Genomic DNA, 14,894 nt, shown 5'->3' with positions numbered 1-14,894 from the left:
GGGTCTCCCATTGATGACTTATGCGAACGACTCGATACCAATAATAAGAAACCCATCACCTCCGCCGTTACCGTCGATTACGACTTCCCGCTCGTCGCCCGCGCGATACGCGCAAATCGATTCGCTCCCCACCCGCAACACCCCGTCCGGCCTGGCAGCGCGCTTGATCGCCAGTATTGCGCACCCTAATTCGAACGCATACTCGCGCCTCAATTAAGCGAACGCTGACAAATACTTGTCGTATCAAACGCCGGGTAATTCCCGCATTGCACAACCCGAAATTGTCCAGCTACGATGAGCGCTCGGTTTCGTCAAAGGACATGGCGGGTTTTGCGAATGGCGTTCAGCAAAGTATTGGTGGGATGGATGGCGGCCTGTGCGCTGTCGGCCGCGCTGGCCGATACGCTGCCGCACGCCGATACCGCTACGACCAGCCCGTTCGCGCACGCCGAGCGCTTCGACTACGAGGGCTCCGGCCTGCCGCAGGTCGCCGCGAATCTCAATGAGCAGATCGTTCGCATTCCGGCCGATGCATCCGGCACGGTGACGCTCGAAGCGACGCTGTTCAAGCCCGACGGCCCCGGCCCGTTCCCGCTCGTCGTGTTCAACCACGGCAAGAACACCGGCGATCTGCATCAGCAGCCGCGCAGCCGCCCGCTCGCGTTCGCGCGCGAATTCGTGCGCCGCGGCTATGCTGTGATCGCGCCGAACCGCCAGGGCTTCGCCGGCTCCGGCGGCACCTATCAGCAGGAAGGCTGCAACGTCGCCCGCAATGGCATCGCGCAGGCCGACGACGTCGCCGCGACGATCCGCTACATGGCGCATCAGCCGTATGTCGACGCATCGAAGATCGTCGTCGCCGGCACGTCGCACGGCGGCCTCGTGTCGCTCGCGTACGGCACCGAAGCCGCGCGCGGCGTGCGCGGCATCATCAATTTCTCGGGCGGGCTGCGCCAGGATCTGTGCGACGGGTGGCAGCACAATCTCGTCGCCGCGTTCGATCAGTACGGCGCGCACACGGCGGTGCCGTCGCTGTGGTTCTACGGCGACAACGACTCCGTCTGGACGCCCGCGCTCGTCGCGCAGATGCGCGACGCGTACCAGTCGCACGGCGCACAGGTGCGGTTCGTCGACTACGGCAGCTACAAGGACGACGCGCATCGGCTCGTGATCGATCGCGACGGCGTCGACGTCTGGTGGCCCGCGGTCGACGCGTTTCTCGCGCAGCTGAACATGCCGACCGCGGTCCGCTTTGCGGTCGCGGAGCCGCACGAGCCGAAGGCGAGCGGCTATGCGTCGATCGACTCTGTCGACGCGGTGCCGTTCGTCGACGAGGCCGGCCGCGACGGCTATCGCCATTTCCTGAGCCAGCATCCGAGCCGCGCGTTCGCGGTGTCCGCCGAAGGCGCGTGGTCGTGGGCCGAAGGCGGCGACGATCCGATGGCGCTTGCGCTCGACAACTGCGCGAAACAGGGCATGGGCTCGTGCCGGCTCTATGCGGTCGACAACCGCGTCGTCTGGCATGCGCCGGAGCAGACCGCCGATCGCGACGACGACGCGCAGGTCGCGCATTCTTCGCTCGCGTCGCGCTGAGCGGCGCCCCCTTTCTTCTCGCGTCGCGCTGAGCGGTTCCTCCCTTCTTCCATCCCTCGGATTCGTTGCGCTTGCATGTGCTTGCTTGTACGTACTTTGCTGCGCATCGCGTCGTCATGTCCGCCGCATCGCGATCGCGCACTCATTTTTCCGTCACGCTCCGCCGTTCCATCGCCCGCGCCGCCGCATGATTTTTTTCGCTGGGGGGTGTCACTCTGACGTCGTCAACTGCGGGCATTTTCCCTGATCGGAATCGTTCCGTCCCGAGCCGCTCCGATCTGCCGCCAACTCCCGCCCAGCAAGGCTTTACGGGATTTTTCGCCGCTAGTGCATCGGCACGCGGAACGCGCTAATCTCTGCCCGTTTGCCGTTCGCACGGCCGGGCGCCGGCCGGCCGAACCATGCCCATTCGCGCGAACGCCACGTCGATCGCGCATCCCGCAACGGAGTCGTCTTGAACACGCACGCACCCGACGCCTGGGTGGCGCGCAGCCTGCGCGCCGTCTGGCATCCCTGTACGCAGATGAAGCATCACGAGCGCCTGCCGCTCATCCCGGTCGCGCGCGGCAGCGGCGCGTGGCTGTATGACCACGACGGCCGCCGCTATTTCGACGCGATCAGCTCGTGGTGGGTCAACCTGTTCGGCCACGCGAATCCGGACATCAACGCGGCACTGAAGGATCAGCTCGACACGCTCGAGCACGCGATGCTCGCCGGTTGCACGCACGAGCCCGCGATCTTGCTCGCGGAGCGCCTGTCCGCGCTGACCGGCCACACGCTCGGCCACGCGTTCTTCGCGTCCGACGGCGCGTCGGCCGTCGAGATCGCGCTGAAGATGAGCTTCCATTCGTGGCGCAATCGCGGGCACGCGCAGAAGAACGAATTCGTCTGCGTCGCGAACGGCTATCACGGCGAAACGATCGGCGCGCTCGGCGTCACCGACGTCGCGCTGTTCAAGGATGCCTACGATCCGCTGATCCGCCACGCGCACGTCGTCGCGTCGCCGGACGCGCGGCAGGCTGCGCAAGGCGAGACCGCCGCCGACGTCGCGAGCCGCGCGCTCGCCGACGTGCGCCGATTGTTCGTCGAACGAAGCGACCGGATCGCCGCGCTGATCGTCGAGCCGCTCGTGCAGTGCGCGGCCGGCTTCGCGATGCACGATCCATCGTACGTGCGCGGGCTGCGCGCGCTCTGCGACGAATTCGGCGTGCATCTGATCGCGGACGAGATCGCGGTCGGCTGCGGCCGCACCGGCACGTTCTTCGCGTGCGAGCAGGCCGGTATCTGGCCGGACTTTCTGTGCCTGTCGAAGGGGATCAGCGGCGGTTATCTGCCGCTGTCGCTCGTGCTCACGCGCGACGACGTGTTCGCCGCGTTCTACGACGACGACACGGCGCGCGGCTTCCTGCATTCGCACTCGTACACCGGCAATCCGCTCGCGTGCCGCGCGGCGCTCGCGACGCTCGACCTGTTCGCGCGCGACGACGTGCTCGCGAGCAACGCGCGCAAATCCGCGGCGATGCGCGACGCGCTCGCGCCGCTCGCCGCGCATCCGAACGTGCGGCACATGCGCGAGCGCGGCACGCTGTTCGCGTTCGACGTGGCGTTCGACGGCGATGCCGCGCGCGACGCTTCTCGCACCTTCTCGCGCCGCTTCTTCGAGCACGCGCTCGAGCGCGAAGTGCTGCTGCGCCCGATCGGCACGACGGTCTACCTGATGCCGCCTTACATCATCGACGACGCGGGCATCGCGTGGCTCGCGCAACGCACGCGCGACACGCTCGATGCGACGCTTGCGGAGCACTCCGAATGAATTTGCTCGAATCCGTGCAACGCGGCCTCGCCGAGCTCGACGCGCAAGGGCTGCGCCGGCGGCTGCGCGTCGCCGATTCCGCGTGCAGCGCGCACATGACCGTCGACGGCCGCGACATCATCGGCTTCGCGAGCAACGACTATCTGGGCCTCGCCGCGCATCCGGCGCTCGTCGCCGCATTCGGCGAAGGCGCCGAGCGCTACGGCTCGGGCAGCGGCGGCTCGCATCTGCTCGGCGGCCACTCGCGCGCGCACGCGAAGCTCGAGGACGAGCTCGCCAGCTTCGTCGGCGCGTTCTCCGACGCGCCGCGCGCGCTCTTCTTCAGCACCGGCTACATGGCGAACCTCGCCGCGATGACCGCGCTGACCGGCAAGGACGCGACGATCTTCTCCGACGCGCTCAATCACGCATCGCTGATCGACGGCGCGCGGCTATCGCGCGCGAAGATCGAGATCTATCCGCACGCGGACACGGCCGCGCTCGCCGCGCTGCTCGACGCATCCGATGCGACGACGAAGCTGATCGTCACCGACACCGTGTTCAGCATGGACGGCGACATCGCGCCGCTCGCGGCGCTCGTCGCGCTCGCGGAGCGGCATGGTGCGTGGCTCGTCGTCGACGACGCGCACGGTTTCGGCGTGCTCGGCCCGCAAGGGCGCGGCGCGCTCGCGGCCGCCGCGCTGCGCTCGCCGCATCTCGTGTACGTCGGCACGCTCGGCAAGGCGGCGGGCGTCGCGGGCGCGTTCGTCTGCGCACACGAAACCGTGATCGAATGGTTCGTGCAGCGCGCGCGCAGCTATATCTTCACGACGGCCGCGCCGCCGGCGGTCGCGCATGCGGTATCCGCGAGCCTGAAGGTGATCGGCGGCGACGAAGGCGACGCGCGGCGCGCGCATCTCGCCGAGCTGATCACGCGCACGCGCGCGTTGCTCCGCGCAACGCGCTGGACGCCGGTCGATTCGCACACGGCCGTGCAGCCGCTCGTGATCGGCAGCAACGAAGCGACGCTCGCGGTGATGGACGCGCTCGACGCGCACGGCCTGTGGGTGCCCGCGATCCGGCCGCCGACCGTGCCGGCGGGCACGTCGCGGCTGCGCGTGTCGCTGTCGGCCGCGCATTCGTTCGACGATCTCGCACGACTCGAAGCGGCGCTCGTTGCCGCGAGCGAGGCATCGGCATGACGAAACAGCCCCCACGCTCACTTCGTTCGCTGCCCCCCGAGGGGGCGGCTGCCGCCCTTGGGGCGGCCCGGCGGACGTCAGCGGCGCTTTCACTTTTCGTCACCGGCACCGACACCGAGATCGGCAAGACCTTCGTGTCCGCCGCGCTGCTGCACGCGTTCACGCGCGCGGGCCTGCGCGCGGCTGCGATGAAGCCGGTGGCAGCCGGCGCATACGAGCGCGACGGCGTGTGGCGCAACGAGGACGCGGACCAGCTCGACGCGGCCGCGAGCGTCGTACTGCCGCCCGAGCTGCGCACGCCGTTCCTGCTGAAGGCGCCGGCCGCGCCGCACATCGTCGCCGGGCAGGAAGGCGTCACGCTCGACATCGACACGATCGTCGCATGCCATCGCGAAGCGGTGCGGCGCGCGGACGTCGTGGTCGTCGAAGGCGTCGGCGGGTTTCGCGTGCCGCTCGGCGCGAAGCATGACACCGCCGACCTCGCGGTCGCGCTCGGGCTGCCGGCGGTGCTCGTCGTCGGCGTGCGGCTCGGCTGCATCAACCACGCGTTGCTGACCGCCGACGCGATCGCCGCCGCCGGCCTGCCGCTCGCCGGCTGGGTCGCGAATCACGTCGATCCGGCGATGTCGTTCGCTGATGAGAACGTCGCGACGTTGCGCGACTGGCTCGCGCGCGAGCACCGTGCGCCGATGCTCGGCCGCATCGCATACATGAGCCCGCCGTCGCCCGAATCCGCCGCGGCGTCGCTCGACGTCGCCACGCTCACCGACGCGCTGCGCGCCGCCGCGCAACGCTGAGCCCCTTACCCGTTTCCACGATTCCACGTTTCCAGGATGAACACGATGACCGAAGCCCAGACCGTCGCCGCGCCGACCCATGCGTCGACCGACGCGCAACCGATCGCCGCGCCGGCCGCGCCGCGCTGGAAAGTCGCAGACGTACTCGCGCTGTTCGAGCTGCCGTTCAACGATCTGATCTTCCGCGCGCAGCAGACGCACCGCGAGCACTTCGACGCGAACGCGATCCAGCTGTCGACGCTGCTGTCGATCAAGACCGGCGGCTGCGAGGAGGACTGCGGCTACTGCTCGCAGTCCGCGCATCACGACACCGGGCTGAAGGCGGAGAAGCTGATGGACGTCGACACGGTGCTCGATGCCGCGCGCGCCGCGAAGGCGAACGGCGCGACGCGCTTCTGCATGGGCGCCGCATGGCGCAACCCGAAGGAGCGCCACATGGCGCCGCTGACCGAGATGGTGCGCGGCGTGAAGGCGATGGGGCTCGAAACGTGCATGACGCTCGGGATGCTCGAGGACGAGCAGGCGCAGCGGCTTGCCGACGCGGGCCTCGACTACTACAACCACAACCTCGACACGTCGCCGGAGTTCTACGGGCAGATCATCTCGACGCGCACGTACCAGGACCGTCTCGACACGCTCGACCGCGTACGCGACGCGGGGATCAACGTGTGCTGCGGCGGGATCATCGGGATGGGCGAATCGCGCCGCGAGCGCTCGGGGCTGATCGCGCAGCTCGCGAACCTGGATCCGTATCCGGAGTCGGTGCCGATCAACAACCTCGTCGCGATCGAGGGCACACCGCTCGCGCATGCGGAGAAGCTCGATCCGTTCGAGTTCGTGCGCACGATCGCGGTCGCGCGGATCACGATGCCGAAGGCGATGGTGCGGCTGTCGGCCGGCCGCGAGCAGCTCGACGATTCGATGCAGGCGTTGTGCTTTCTGGCCGGCGCGAACTCGATGTTCTACGGCGATCAGCTGCTGACGACGAGCAATCCGCGCTCGGAGCGCGATCGGAAGCTGCTCGCGCGCCTGGGGATGCGGGCGGAAGGGGCGGAGCAGTTGCCGGTGGAGACGGCGGAAAAGTGCGGGCGCGCTTCCGCGTAATCGGTTGACGGCGGTTGACGGGCCGGCCGCGTTCGACCGCGCGGCACGTCGGGCGGGGCGGCGGCGCGCGCCGTCACCGCCGCGCGCTCACGCACTCAACGCCTGCTCCCCGTCGATCCAGTCGATATCCCCACACAGCACCCGCAGCACATCCCCCACCCGCACCGCGATCGACAGCGTCACGCACGGCTGCGCCTCGTTGATCGACAGATACGGCCGCGTGACCTGCACGCGCCCCGGCTCCACGATCGCCGAGCGGAAGTACGGCCGCCGCAGCCAGTTCGCGCCCTGCGCGTCCGACAGCGGCAGAAAGCGCGTCTCCGGCGATGCGCGATCGACGCGCAGCACGACGTTGCGCCCCGCCTGCCGCCCGTGCGCGTCGAGCAGAAAGCAGCGCGCCGCATCGTCGAGCGCCAGAAAATTCCAGCAGACCTCGTCGAGCGATTCGCCCGCCGCGAGCCGCTCCGCCGCGCGCTCGAAAGCGCGCAGGTACGGCGCGAGGCGCTGCGCGTCGCGCCGCTCGCGCGCGTCGGCCTGCTGCCGGTAGCGCTCGGTCAGCTCGCCGATGCACGCGGTCGCCGCCGCGCTGTCCGGCAGCCCCGGCGCCGGCCGTCCGAAGAAATGCCCCTGCACGAAATCCGCCTCGCACGCGAGTGCGATCTGCGCCTCGTGCTCGGTCTCGATCCCCTCGACGAGCACGAGCTTGCCCGCCTCGTGCAGCAGCGTGACGAGCCCGTGCAGGATCGCCTCGCGACCGTTGCCGTGCCCGGCATGCGACAGCATCATCCGGTCGAGCTTCACGATGTCCGGATTCATCTGCCAGATCCGCTCGATGTTCGAATGCCCAGCGCCGAAATCGTCGAGCGCGATCAGGAAGCCGAGCGCGCGGAACTCGCGCGTCGCCTCCGCGAGCCGCTCGAGGTCGTCCGCGCGCTGCTCGAGCACTTCGAGCACGATCCGGCGCGGCGCGATCGCGAGCCGCTTCAGGTTCGCGAGCAGCGCCGCCGCCTGGAACGGATCGGTCAGCACGCCCGGATGCACGTTCAGGAACAGCCACTCGCGCTCCGCGCCGAGCAGCGCGAAGTTCTCCAGGTGCAGCGCCTGCGCGAGCCGGTCGAGCTGCAGCAGCTCGCCGTGGCGCGCGGCCTCGCCGAACACGTCGAGCGGCGGCACCGTGCGATCGAGCGTGTCGTGCGCGCGCAGCAGCGCCTCGTAGCCGACCGCGCGCTGGTGCGACAGGCTGAAGATCGGCTGGAACACGCTCGTGAGCGTCAGGTCGTGATGCTGCGCCGCAAGACGCTCGTATCCGGACGTCATCTCGCGTTCGAAACGGTACGGCGACGCGGCGGCGGGGCGCTCCTGATGCGCGGTCGTCATACGGCCCTCCTCCTGTTCCAGTCGCGCGCGCAAGCGCCCGTCGACGGGCGGCACGGCTCGCTGTGTCTCATCGGTATTCCTCGGTGTTTGTGTCGACGTTGCCGTGCTTCAAGCAAACTCCGTGCGCACGCGCTCCATCGGCGCGCGTGAGCGCACCGGCCGCCACTCACCACCCTGCACCGCCTCGCACCGAAAAAGTGCATCCAGCACGTGCACGGCGCACCGTTTCGGTGCCGCCCCCGGATCGCGCGCGCGCGACAGGCTTCGCGGCGCCACGCTACACTCCGTACGGCCGTCTCATTGTCCGACCCCGACGCATCGATGGAAATCGTCTTCACCGTCCTGATCCTGCTGCTGAGCGTCGCGCTGTCCGGCGCGCTCACGCGCGTGCTGCCCTGGCAAGCGCCGCTGCCGCTGATGCAGATCGCGTTCGGCGCGCTGCTCGCGTGGCCGAAGCTCGGTCTGCACGTGGCGTTCGATCCCGATATCTTCATGCTGCTGTTCATCCCGCCGCTGCTGTTCGCGGACGGCTGGCGGATCCCGAAACGCGAGTTGTACCTGCAGCGGCGCGCGATCCTGATGCTCGCGTTCGGACTCGTTTTCATGACGGTACTCGCAGTCGGCTACTTCGCGCATTGGCTGATTCCCGAGTTGCCGCTGCCGATCGCGTTCGCGCTCGCCGCGGTGCTGTCGCCGACCGACGCGGTCGCGCTGTCCGGCATCGCCGGCAAGGGCAGGATTCCCCCGCAGCTGATGCACATTCTCGAAGGCGAGGCGCTGATGAACGACGCGTCCGGCCTCGTCGCGCTGAAGTTCGCGGTCACGGCCGCGATGACCGGGATGTTCTCGCTGCGCGACGCGTCGGTCACGTTCGCGATCGTCGCCGCGGGCGGGCTCGCGACCGGCGCGGCGGTCGCGTGGCTGTTCAGCGCGCTGTCCACGCGGCTGCTGAACGCCGAGCAGGAAGGCGATCCGGCGCCGGGCATCGTGATGACGCTGCTCGTGCCGTTCGCGTCGTACCTGTTTGCCGAGCATCTGGCGCTGTCCGGCGTGCTGGCCGCCGTGTCGGCCGGGATGATGATGAACTACACGAGCTTCTCGCGCCGCAGCACGGTCGCCGCGCGCGTGCGCGCGGAAAGCACGTGGGCGATGATCGAGTTCGTGTTCAACGGGATGGTGTTCATCATGCTCGGGCTGCAGTTGCCGCACATCATCGGCCGCGCGCTGCTCGACGCGCATCAGACGAGCGACGTGCTCGTCGGGATGATGATCGGCTACGTGCTCGCGATGCTGGCCGCGCTGTACGCGATCCGCTTCGCGTGGGTCTGGCTGCTGCGCTGGTTCGAAAGCCGGCGCGCCGCGCGCCGCGGACTGTCGGGCGCGGTGACCGGGCTGCGCACGATCGCGGTGATGACGGTCGGCGGCGTGCGCGGCGCGGTGACGCTCGCGGGCGTGCTGTCGATCCCGGTCGCGCTCCGCAACGGCACGCCGCTCGTCGGGCGCGACATCGCGGTCTTCGTCGCGTCGGGTGTGATTCTCGGCTCGCTCGGCATCGCGGTCGTCGGGCTGCCGCTGCTGCTGCGCGGCATACGCACGACACAGAACCCGCTCGCGGGCGAGGAGCGCGCGGCGCGCGCGGCTGCGTCGCAGGCGGCGATCCGCGCGATCGACGCGTCGCATGGCGCGATCCTGGTCGATCTCGACGAAACCGGCTCCGCGCGCTGCGCGGACGTCGCCGCGCGCGTGATGGACCTCTACCGCCGCCGCCTCGCTGCGCTCGACGACGACATCGGCGCGTCGTCACGCGCGCACGCGAAGCAGGCCGAGACGATGGAGCTGCAGATGCGCATCGCCGCGATCCGCGCCGAGCGCGCGATGCTCTATCAGTTGCGCCGCAAGGGGCAGATTACCGACGTCACGCTGTCGAAGCTGCTGCGCGAGGTCGATCTGTCGGAATCCGCGCTGTCGACGCGCAGGAAGGGGCTCGTCTGACGGGAGACGGCGGCGCCGTATTTCCTCCACCCGGCCCGCCCGGCCGGATTGCCCGGCGCCGGTAAACGGCTTGTTAAGCACATTCTTGAGTTGCTGTATGTGATAGGTGTCACAGCAATCCTCAGCTTGATATTATCCGAGCGCCTGACCGGTTCTTGCCGGGCTTCACCGCCGCACCCTGACAACCCCGCCCTCGCCCGACCGCGCGCTCGCGCCGACTCTCGGGCGCCCGGGGTCGATCCATTCGGACAAAAAACGGGAACCGCGCGCCACACGGGCGTCCCACGCTACAAGGACAGAAAAAATGCGCCGCACTCGCAAGGAAGCCCGCAGCGAATATCCGAAGTTCGTCCCGTGCGCGGGCGTCTTTCTCGCGCTGGTCGGCGCGGGCATCGTGCCCGCGCACGCCGGCTGCAGCCAGGCCGGCACGACCGTCACCTGCAGCGGCATCGCCAATCCGCTCCAGCCCGACTACGCGAACAGCGCCGACAACCTGAACGTCACCGTCAATCCCGGCTCGAGCCTCGGCGTGCTGCTCGGCATCGGCGGCACGTCGCTGGCGCTGCAGGGCAGCGGCGTCACGCTCACCAACAACGGCACCATCGACCCGACCGCGCTCGGCGCGGGCCTCGGCGTGCTGTCGAGCGGCCTGCAGATGGGCAACGCGTCCGCGAGTACCGCAACCGTGACCAACAACGGCACGATCAACGGTACGACGGGCGTCGCGCTGGCGGGCGTGACCGGCATGGCGATCGGCGTCCAGAACGGCACCGGCGGCGTCACGAACATCACGAACACCGGCTCGATCGGCTCGAACCCGTTGATCGGCGCGACGCTGGTCGGCGCGGACGCGCCGGTGGTCGTCGCGTACGGCGGCAGCCTGGTCAACTTCAACAACAGCGGGACGATCAACGGGCGCGTCGCGTTCGAGCCGTCGGGCACGCCCGGGGCCGGCAACACGTTCGTCAACTCGGGGACGATCAACGGCAGCGTGTCGATGGGCGCGAACAGCACGAACAGGTTCACCGCGGACACCGGCTCGTCGGTGAACACGGCCGGCGGCACCGGGTCCGCGATCAACCTGGGCATCGGCGCGACGACGGTCAGTTTCGCGGCGACCGGCACCGTCGACGGCGGCGCGGGCGGCAACAACACGCTCGTGCTGCAGAAGAGCAGCGGCGGCCCGGCCACCGGCTCGATCAGCAACGACACCTATGTGGACTTCGAGCATCTGCAGGTCGACAGCGGCACGTGGACGATCAGCGGCGCGGGAAACTACAACGATGCGACGCTCGCTGGCGGCGTGGCGGTCATCGACAACGCCGCGTCGCTCGGAACCGGCACGATCATGGCCAACGGCGGCGCGATCGAAAGCGCGACCAGCGGATTGAACGTCAGCAACAACGTGAACCTCGCGCTTGGCAGCGGCCTGACGGTGCAGGGAGCAAACGACCTGACGCTGTCGGGCACGATCGGCGGCGCCGAGCAGCTCACGATGAACGGCACCGGCGCGCTGACGCTGACGAACGTCAACTCATACATCAGCGGCACGAACCTGAACAGCGGCAGCCTGATCGTCGGCAACGACGGGGCGCTCGGCACGGGCATGCTGACGGTCGGCGGCTCGGCAACGCTCGACGCCACTTACGCCGCCACGCTCGGCAACGACATCACGATCAACACCGGCGCGGCGCTCACGCTCGGCGGCAGCTACGGCATGACGCTGGCCGGCCAGATCGTGGGGGCGGGCAGCCTCGTCAAGGACGGCCCCGGCACGACGACGCTGACCGGCTTGGACAGCTATACCGGCGGCACGACGATCAACGGCGGCACGCTCGCGCTCGGCGCCGGCGTCAGCCTTGCGGCGACCGGCTCGGTTGATCTCGCGGGTGCCGGCGCCACGTTCGACATCAGCGGCTCGGGTGCCAATCAGACGATCGGCGCGCTGAGCGGCGCGGCCGGATCGAACGTCGCGCTCGGCGCGAACACGCTGACGTTCGGCGATTCGACGAACCAGACGTTCGCGGGCGTCATCGCCGGCACGGCCGGCATCGTGAAGCAAGGCACCGGCACGGAAACGCTGACGGGCACGAATACCTACAACGGCGGCACGACGATCGACGCCGGCACGCTCGCGCTCGGCGCCGGCGGCAGCCTCGTGTCGACCGGCTCGGTCGACCTCGCAGGGGCCGGCGCCACGTTCGACATCAGCGGCTCGGGCGCCAGTCAGACGATCCGCGCGCTGAGCGGCGCGGCCGGGTCGACCGTCGCGCTCGGCGCGAACACGCTGACGTTCGGCGATTCGACGAACCAGACGCTCGGAGCGAGCGTCAGCGGCACCGGCGGTCTCGTCAAGCAAGGCAGCGGCACGCAGACGCTGACAGGCGCGAACACCTATACCGGCGGCACGACGATCAACGCCGGCACGCTCGCGCTCGGCGCCGGCGGCAGCCTCGCGTCGACCGGCAGCGTCGATCTCGCCAATGCCGGAACGGCTTTCGACATCAGCGCCGCCGGCAATCAGACGATCGGCGCGCTGAGCGGCGCGGCCGGATCGAACGTCAATCTCGGCGCGAACACGCTGACGTTCGGCAATTCGACGAACCAGACGCTCGGGTCGAGCGTCAGCGGCACCGGCGGCCTCGTGAAGCAAGGCACCGGCACGCAGACCTTGACGGGCGCGAACACCTATACCGGTGGCACGACGATCAGCGCCGGCACGCTCGCGCTCGGCGCCGGCGGCAGCCTCGCGTCGACCGGCAGCGTCGATCTCGCCAATGCCGGGACGACTTTCGACATCAGCGCGGCGGGCGGCAACCTGACACTCGCCGGCTTGAGCGGCGCGGCCGGGTCGACCGTCGCGCTCGGCGCGAACACGCTGACGTTGAGCGGCACGACGAACGCGACGTTCGCGGGCGGCATCGGCGGCACGGGCGGCCTCGTGAAACAGGGCAGCGGCACGCAGACGCTGACGGGCGCCAGCACGTACGGCGGCGGCACGACGATCGACGCCGGCACGCTCGCGATCGCGCAGGATGCGAGCCTCGGGTCGACGACGGGCGCGCTGACGCTGAACGGCGGCACGCTGCAGACGACGAATACGCTGAGCACGTCGCGCAACGTGACGCTGGCCGGCACCGGCACGTTCGACACGAACGCGGGCACGACGCTGACGCTGTCCGGCAACGTGTCGGGCAGCGGCGCGCTCGTCAAGACGGGCGGCGGCACGCTGACACTGACGGGCGCCGGCACGCACACCGGCGGCACGACGATCGACAGCGGCACGCTCGAAGTCGGAGCCGGCGGCACCCTGTCCGGGCTCGTCACGCTCGCCGGCCCCGGCGCGGTATTCGAGCTCGCGCCGGGCGGCTCGCAGACCGTATCGAGCCTGACCGGCGCGAGCGGCGACATCCTCGTCGGCGGCGGCACGCTGACGGTGGGCAGCGACGGCACGAACCAGACGTACGGCGGCACGGTGAGCGGCGGCGGCACGCTCGTCAAGCAGGGCGCCGGCGCGTGGGTGCTGGACGGCACGAGCAGCGGCTTCAGCGGCACGACCGAAGTCGCCGCGGGCCTGCTCGAGGTCGGCGACATCGACACGCCGGGCGCGGTGCTCGGCGGCAACGTGCTCGTCGATGCGAACGGCACGCTGCGCGGCCACGGCACGATCGGCGGCAACGTCGTGAACGATGGCGTCGTGATGCCCGGTGGCACGATCGGCACGCTGACGGTGAGCGGCAACTACAGCCAGGCCGCGAGCGGCACGCTGTCGATCGAGGTGAGCCCGAGCGCGGGCTCGGCGCTCGCCGTCGGCGGATCGGCCACGCTGAACGGCGTGCTCGCGATCGTCTACGATCCGGGCACCTACTCGGCGCGCCAGTACACGATCCTGAGCGCGGCCAACGGCGTGAGCGGGCGCTTCACCAGCGTGACCGGCACCGCGCAGAGCGGCGCGAATCTCGGGTCGCTCCAGCAGTCCGTCTCGTACGGCAGCAACGCGGTCGATCTCGTGCTCGCCGCCGCGCAGACGACGTCGCCGACCTCGCCGACACCGCCCGTCGTCGTCGCGCCGACCGGGACGAGCATCTACACCGCGCTCGGTACGTCGGCCTCGGTGGGCGCGCAGTCGGCGAACGCCGCGCTGCTCGAGCGGCTCGGCCGCGGGTCGCCCGCCACCGCGGGTTCGCCGAACGGCTGGGTGAACGCGACCGCGTCGCAGACGAAGGTCGGCGGCAACGACGTGCAGCCCGGCTTCCAGTCCAATCAGTACGGCTTCATGGCGGGGCTCGACAACGCGCTGGGCGATGCCATCGTCGGCGTCGCCGCCGGCTACACGCACACGGACATCGACGAGCAGGGCACCGGCGACTCGGGCACGATCGACACGCTGCGCGCGGCGCTGTACGGAAGCCGCCAGGTGGGGCCGGTCGGCTTGTCGGCAACCGCGGGCTACGCGCTCGACTTCCTGTCGCAGAAGCGGCCCTTCGACTCGATCGGCACCGCGCAAGGCGATCACATCGGCCAGGAGTTCACGGCCGCCGGCGAAGCGAGCATGCCGCTGACGCTCGGCAGCCTCGTGCTGACGCCGCGCGTGGGGCTGCGCTACGCGTACTTCCACGGCAACGGCTTCGACGAGAGCGGCGCGAACGGCCAGAACCTGGCGGTCGGCACCGACAACGCGCACAGCCTGCAGCCGTATGCGGAGCTCACGCTGGACCAGGCGTTCGGCAGCACGCTGAAGCCGGTGAACGTGCAGTTACGCGCCGGCTACGCGCGCGAGCTGCTGGACGCGGGCCGGACGATGACGGTGACGGCGCAGGACAGCACGGTATTCGCGGCGCCCGGCACCGGACTGCCGCGCAGCTACCTGACGGCCGGCATCGGCGTGAGCATGCAGCCGCTCAAGTCGCTGACGGTGGCGGTGCGGTATGACGCGCTGATCAATACCGGCCACGCGTCGGCGCAAGCCGCGAACGTGCAGGTGGGGTATCAGTTCTGACGACGTACGCGCGGGCCGCGGACGTCGGTCGACGTCAG

General features: G+C 69.8%; 8 protein-coding genes. 7 read left to right on the top strand and 1 reads right to left on the bottom strand.

Annotated elements, in window-relative coordinates:
• Positions 1-336 precede the first annotated feature (336 nt).
• The 5 genes from HZI36_RS02680 (at position 337) to bioB (ending at position 6,488) form a co-directional block, all read left to right on the top strand.
• A complete protein-coding gene (locus tag HZI36_RS02680; RefSeq protein ID WP_179401089.1) occupies positions 337-1,593 on the top strand; it encodes a dienelactone hydrolase family protein in 1,257 nt (418 codons plus the stop codon).
• 454 nt (positions 1,594-2,047) lie between these two features.
• Positions 2,048-3,406: an adenosylmethionine--8-amino-7-oxononanoate transaminase gene (gene bioA, locus HZI36_RS02675; protein ID WP_179401088.1), complete on the top strand. Its 1,359-nt coding sequence runs from the start codon at positions 2,048-2,050 to the stop codon at positions 3,404-3,406.
• On the top strand, positions 3,403-4,587 hold the full coding sequence (gene bioF / locus HZI36_RS02670; protein WP_179401087.1) for an 8-amino-7-oxononanoate synthase: 1,185 nt from the start codon (positions 3,403-3,405) through the stop codon (positions 4,585-4,587). The genes bioA and bioF overlap by 4 nt, the downstream gene beginning before the upstream one ends.
• Positions 4,584-5,384 carry a dethiobiotin synthase gene (gene bioD / locus HZI36_RS02665; protein ID WP_179401086.1) on the top strand — a complete coding sequence of 267 codons (801 nt, stop codon included), beginning with the start codon at positions 4,584-4,586 and terminating at the stop codon, positions 5,382-5,384. The genes bioF and bioD overlap by 4 nt, the downstream gene beginning before the upstream one ends.
• Before the next feature lie 45 nt (positions 5,385-5,429).
• On the top strand, positions 5,430-6,488 hold the full coding sequence (gene bioB, locus HZI36_RS02660) for a biotin synthase BioB (RefSeq protein ID WP_179401085.1): 1,059 nt from the start codon (positions 5,430-5,432) through the stop codon (positions 6,486-6,488).
• Positions 6,489-6,575: 87 nt separating this feature from the next.
• Here the strand turns inward: bioB and HZI36_RS02655 are convergent, their stop codons facing one another.
• Positions 6,576-7,865 (bottom strand): sensor domain-containing phosphodiesterase, encoded by a 1,290-nt coding sequence (locus HZI36_RS02655; RefSeq protein ID WP_179401084.1) that lies wholly within the window; start codon positions 7,863-7,865, stop codon positions 6,576-6,578.
• 321 nt (positions 7,866-8,186) lie between these two features.
• Here HZI36_RS02655 and HZI36_RS02650 point away from each other — a divergent pair, with 321 nt between their 5' ends.
• Both HZI36_RS02650 and HZI36_RS02645 read left to right on the top strand, forming a co-directional pair.
• On the top strand, positions 8,187-9,857 hold the full coding sequence (locus HZI36_RS02650; RefSeq protein WP_179401083.1) for a Na+/H+ antiporter: 1,671 nt from the start codon (positions 8,187-8,189) through the stop codon (positions 9,855-9,857).
• 304 nt (positions 9,858-10,161) lie between these two features.
• Positions 10,162-14,856, top strand: a complete 4,695-nt coding sequence (locus HZI36_RS02645; RefSeq protein WP_179401082.1) for a beta strand repeat-containing protein — start codon at positions 10,162-10,164, stop codon at positions 14,854-14,856.
• The last annotated feature ends 38 nt before the right edge of the window (positions 14,857-14,894 follow it).

The sequence above is a fragment of the Burkholderia guangdongensis genome, assembly GCF_013403875.1.
Classification (GTDB): domain Bacteria; phylum Pseudomonadota; class Gammaproteobacteria; order Burkholderiales; family Burkholderiaceae; genus Burkholderia; species Burkholderia guangdongensis.
Note: the sequence above shows the minus strand (reverse complement) of the source record. Positions and strands in the feature narration are given on the sequence as shown.

Excerpts from the sequence above, each read along its gene's own strand:
- HZI36_RS02680 (WP_179401089.1), top strand. The coding sequence starts at position 337 with ATGGCGTTCAGCAAAGTATTGGTGGGATGGATGGCGGCCTGTGCGCTG.
- bioF (WP_179401087.1), top strand. The coding sequence starts at position 3,403 with ATGAATTTGCTCGAATCCGTGCAACGCGGCCTCGCCGAGCTCGACGCG.
- bioD (WP_179401086.1), top strand. The coding sequence starts at position 4,584 with ATGACGAAACAGCCCCCACGCTCACTTCGTTCGCTGCCCCCCGAGGGG.
- bioB (WP_179401085.1), top strand. The coding sequence starts at position 5,430 with ATGACCGAAGCCCAGACCGTCGCCGCGCCGACCCATGCGTCGACCGAC.
- HZI36_RS02655 (WP_179401084.1), bottom strand. The coding sequence starts at position 7,865 with ATGACGACCGCGCATCAGGAGCGCCCCGCCGCCGCGTCGCCGTACCGT.
- HZI36_RS02650 (WP_179401083.1), top strand. The coding sequence starts at position 8,187 with ATGGAAATCGTCTTCACCGTCCTGATCCTGCTGCTGAGCGTCGCGCTG.
- HZI36_RS02645 (WP_179401082.1), top strand. The coding sequence starts at position 10,162 with ATGCGCCGCACTCGCAAGGAAGCCCGCAGCGAATATCCGAAGTTCGTC.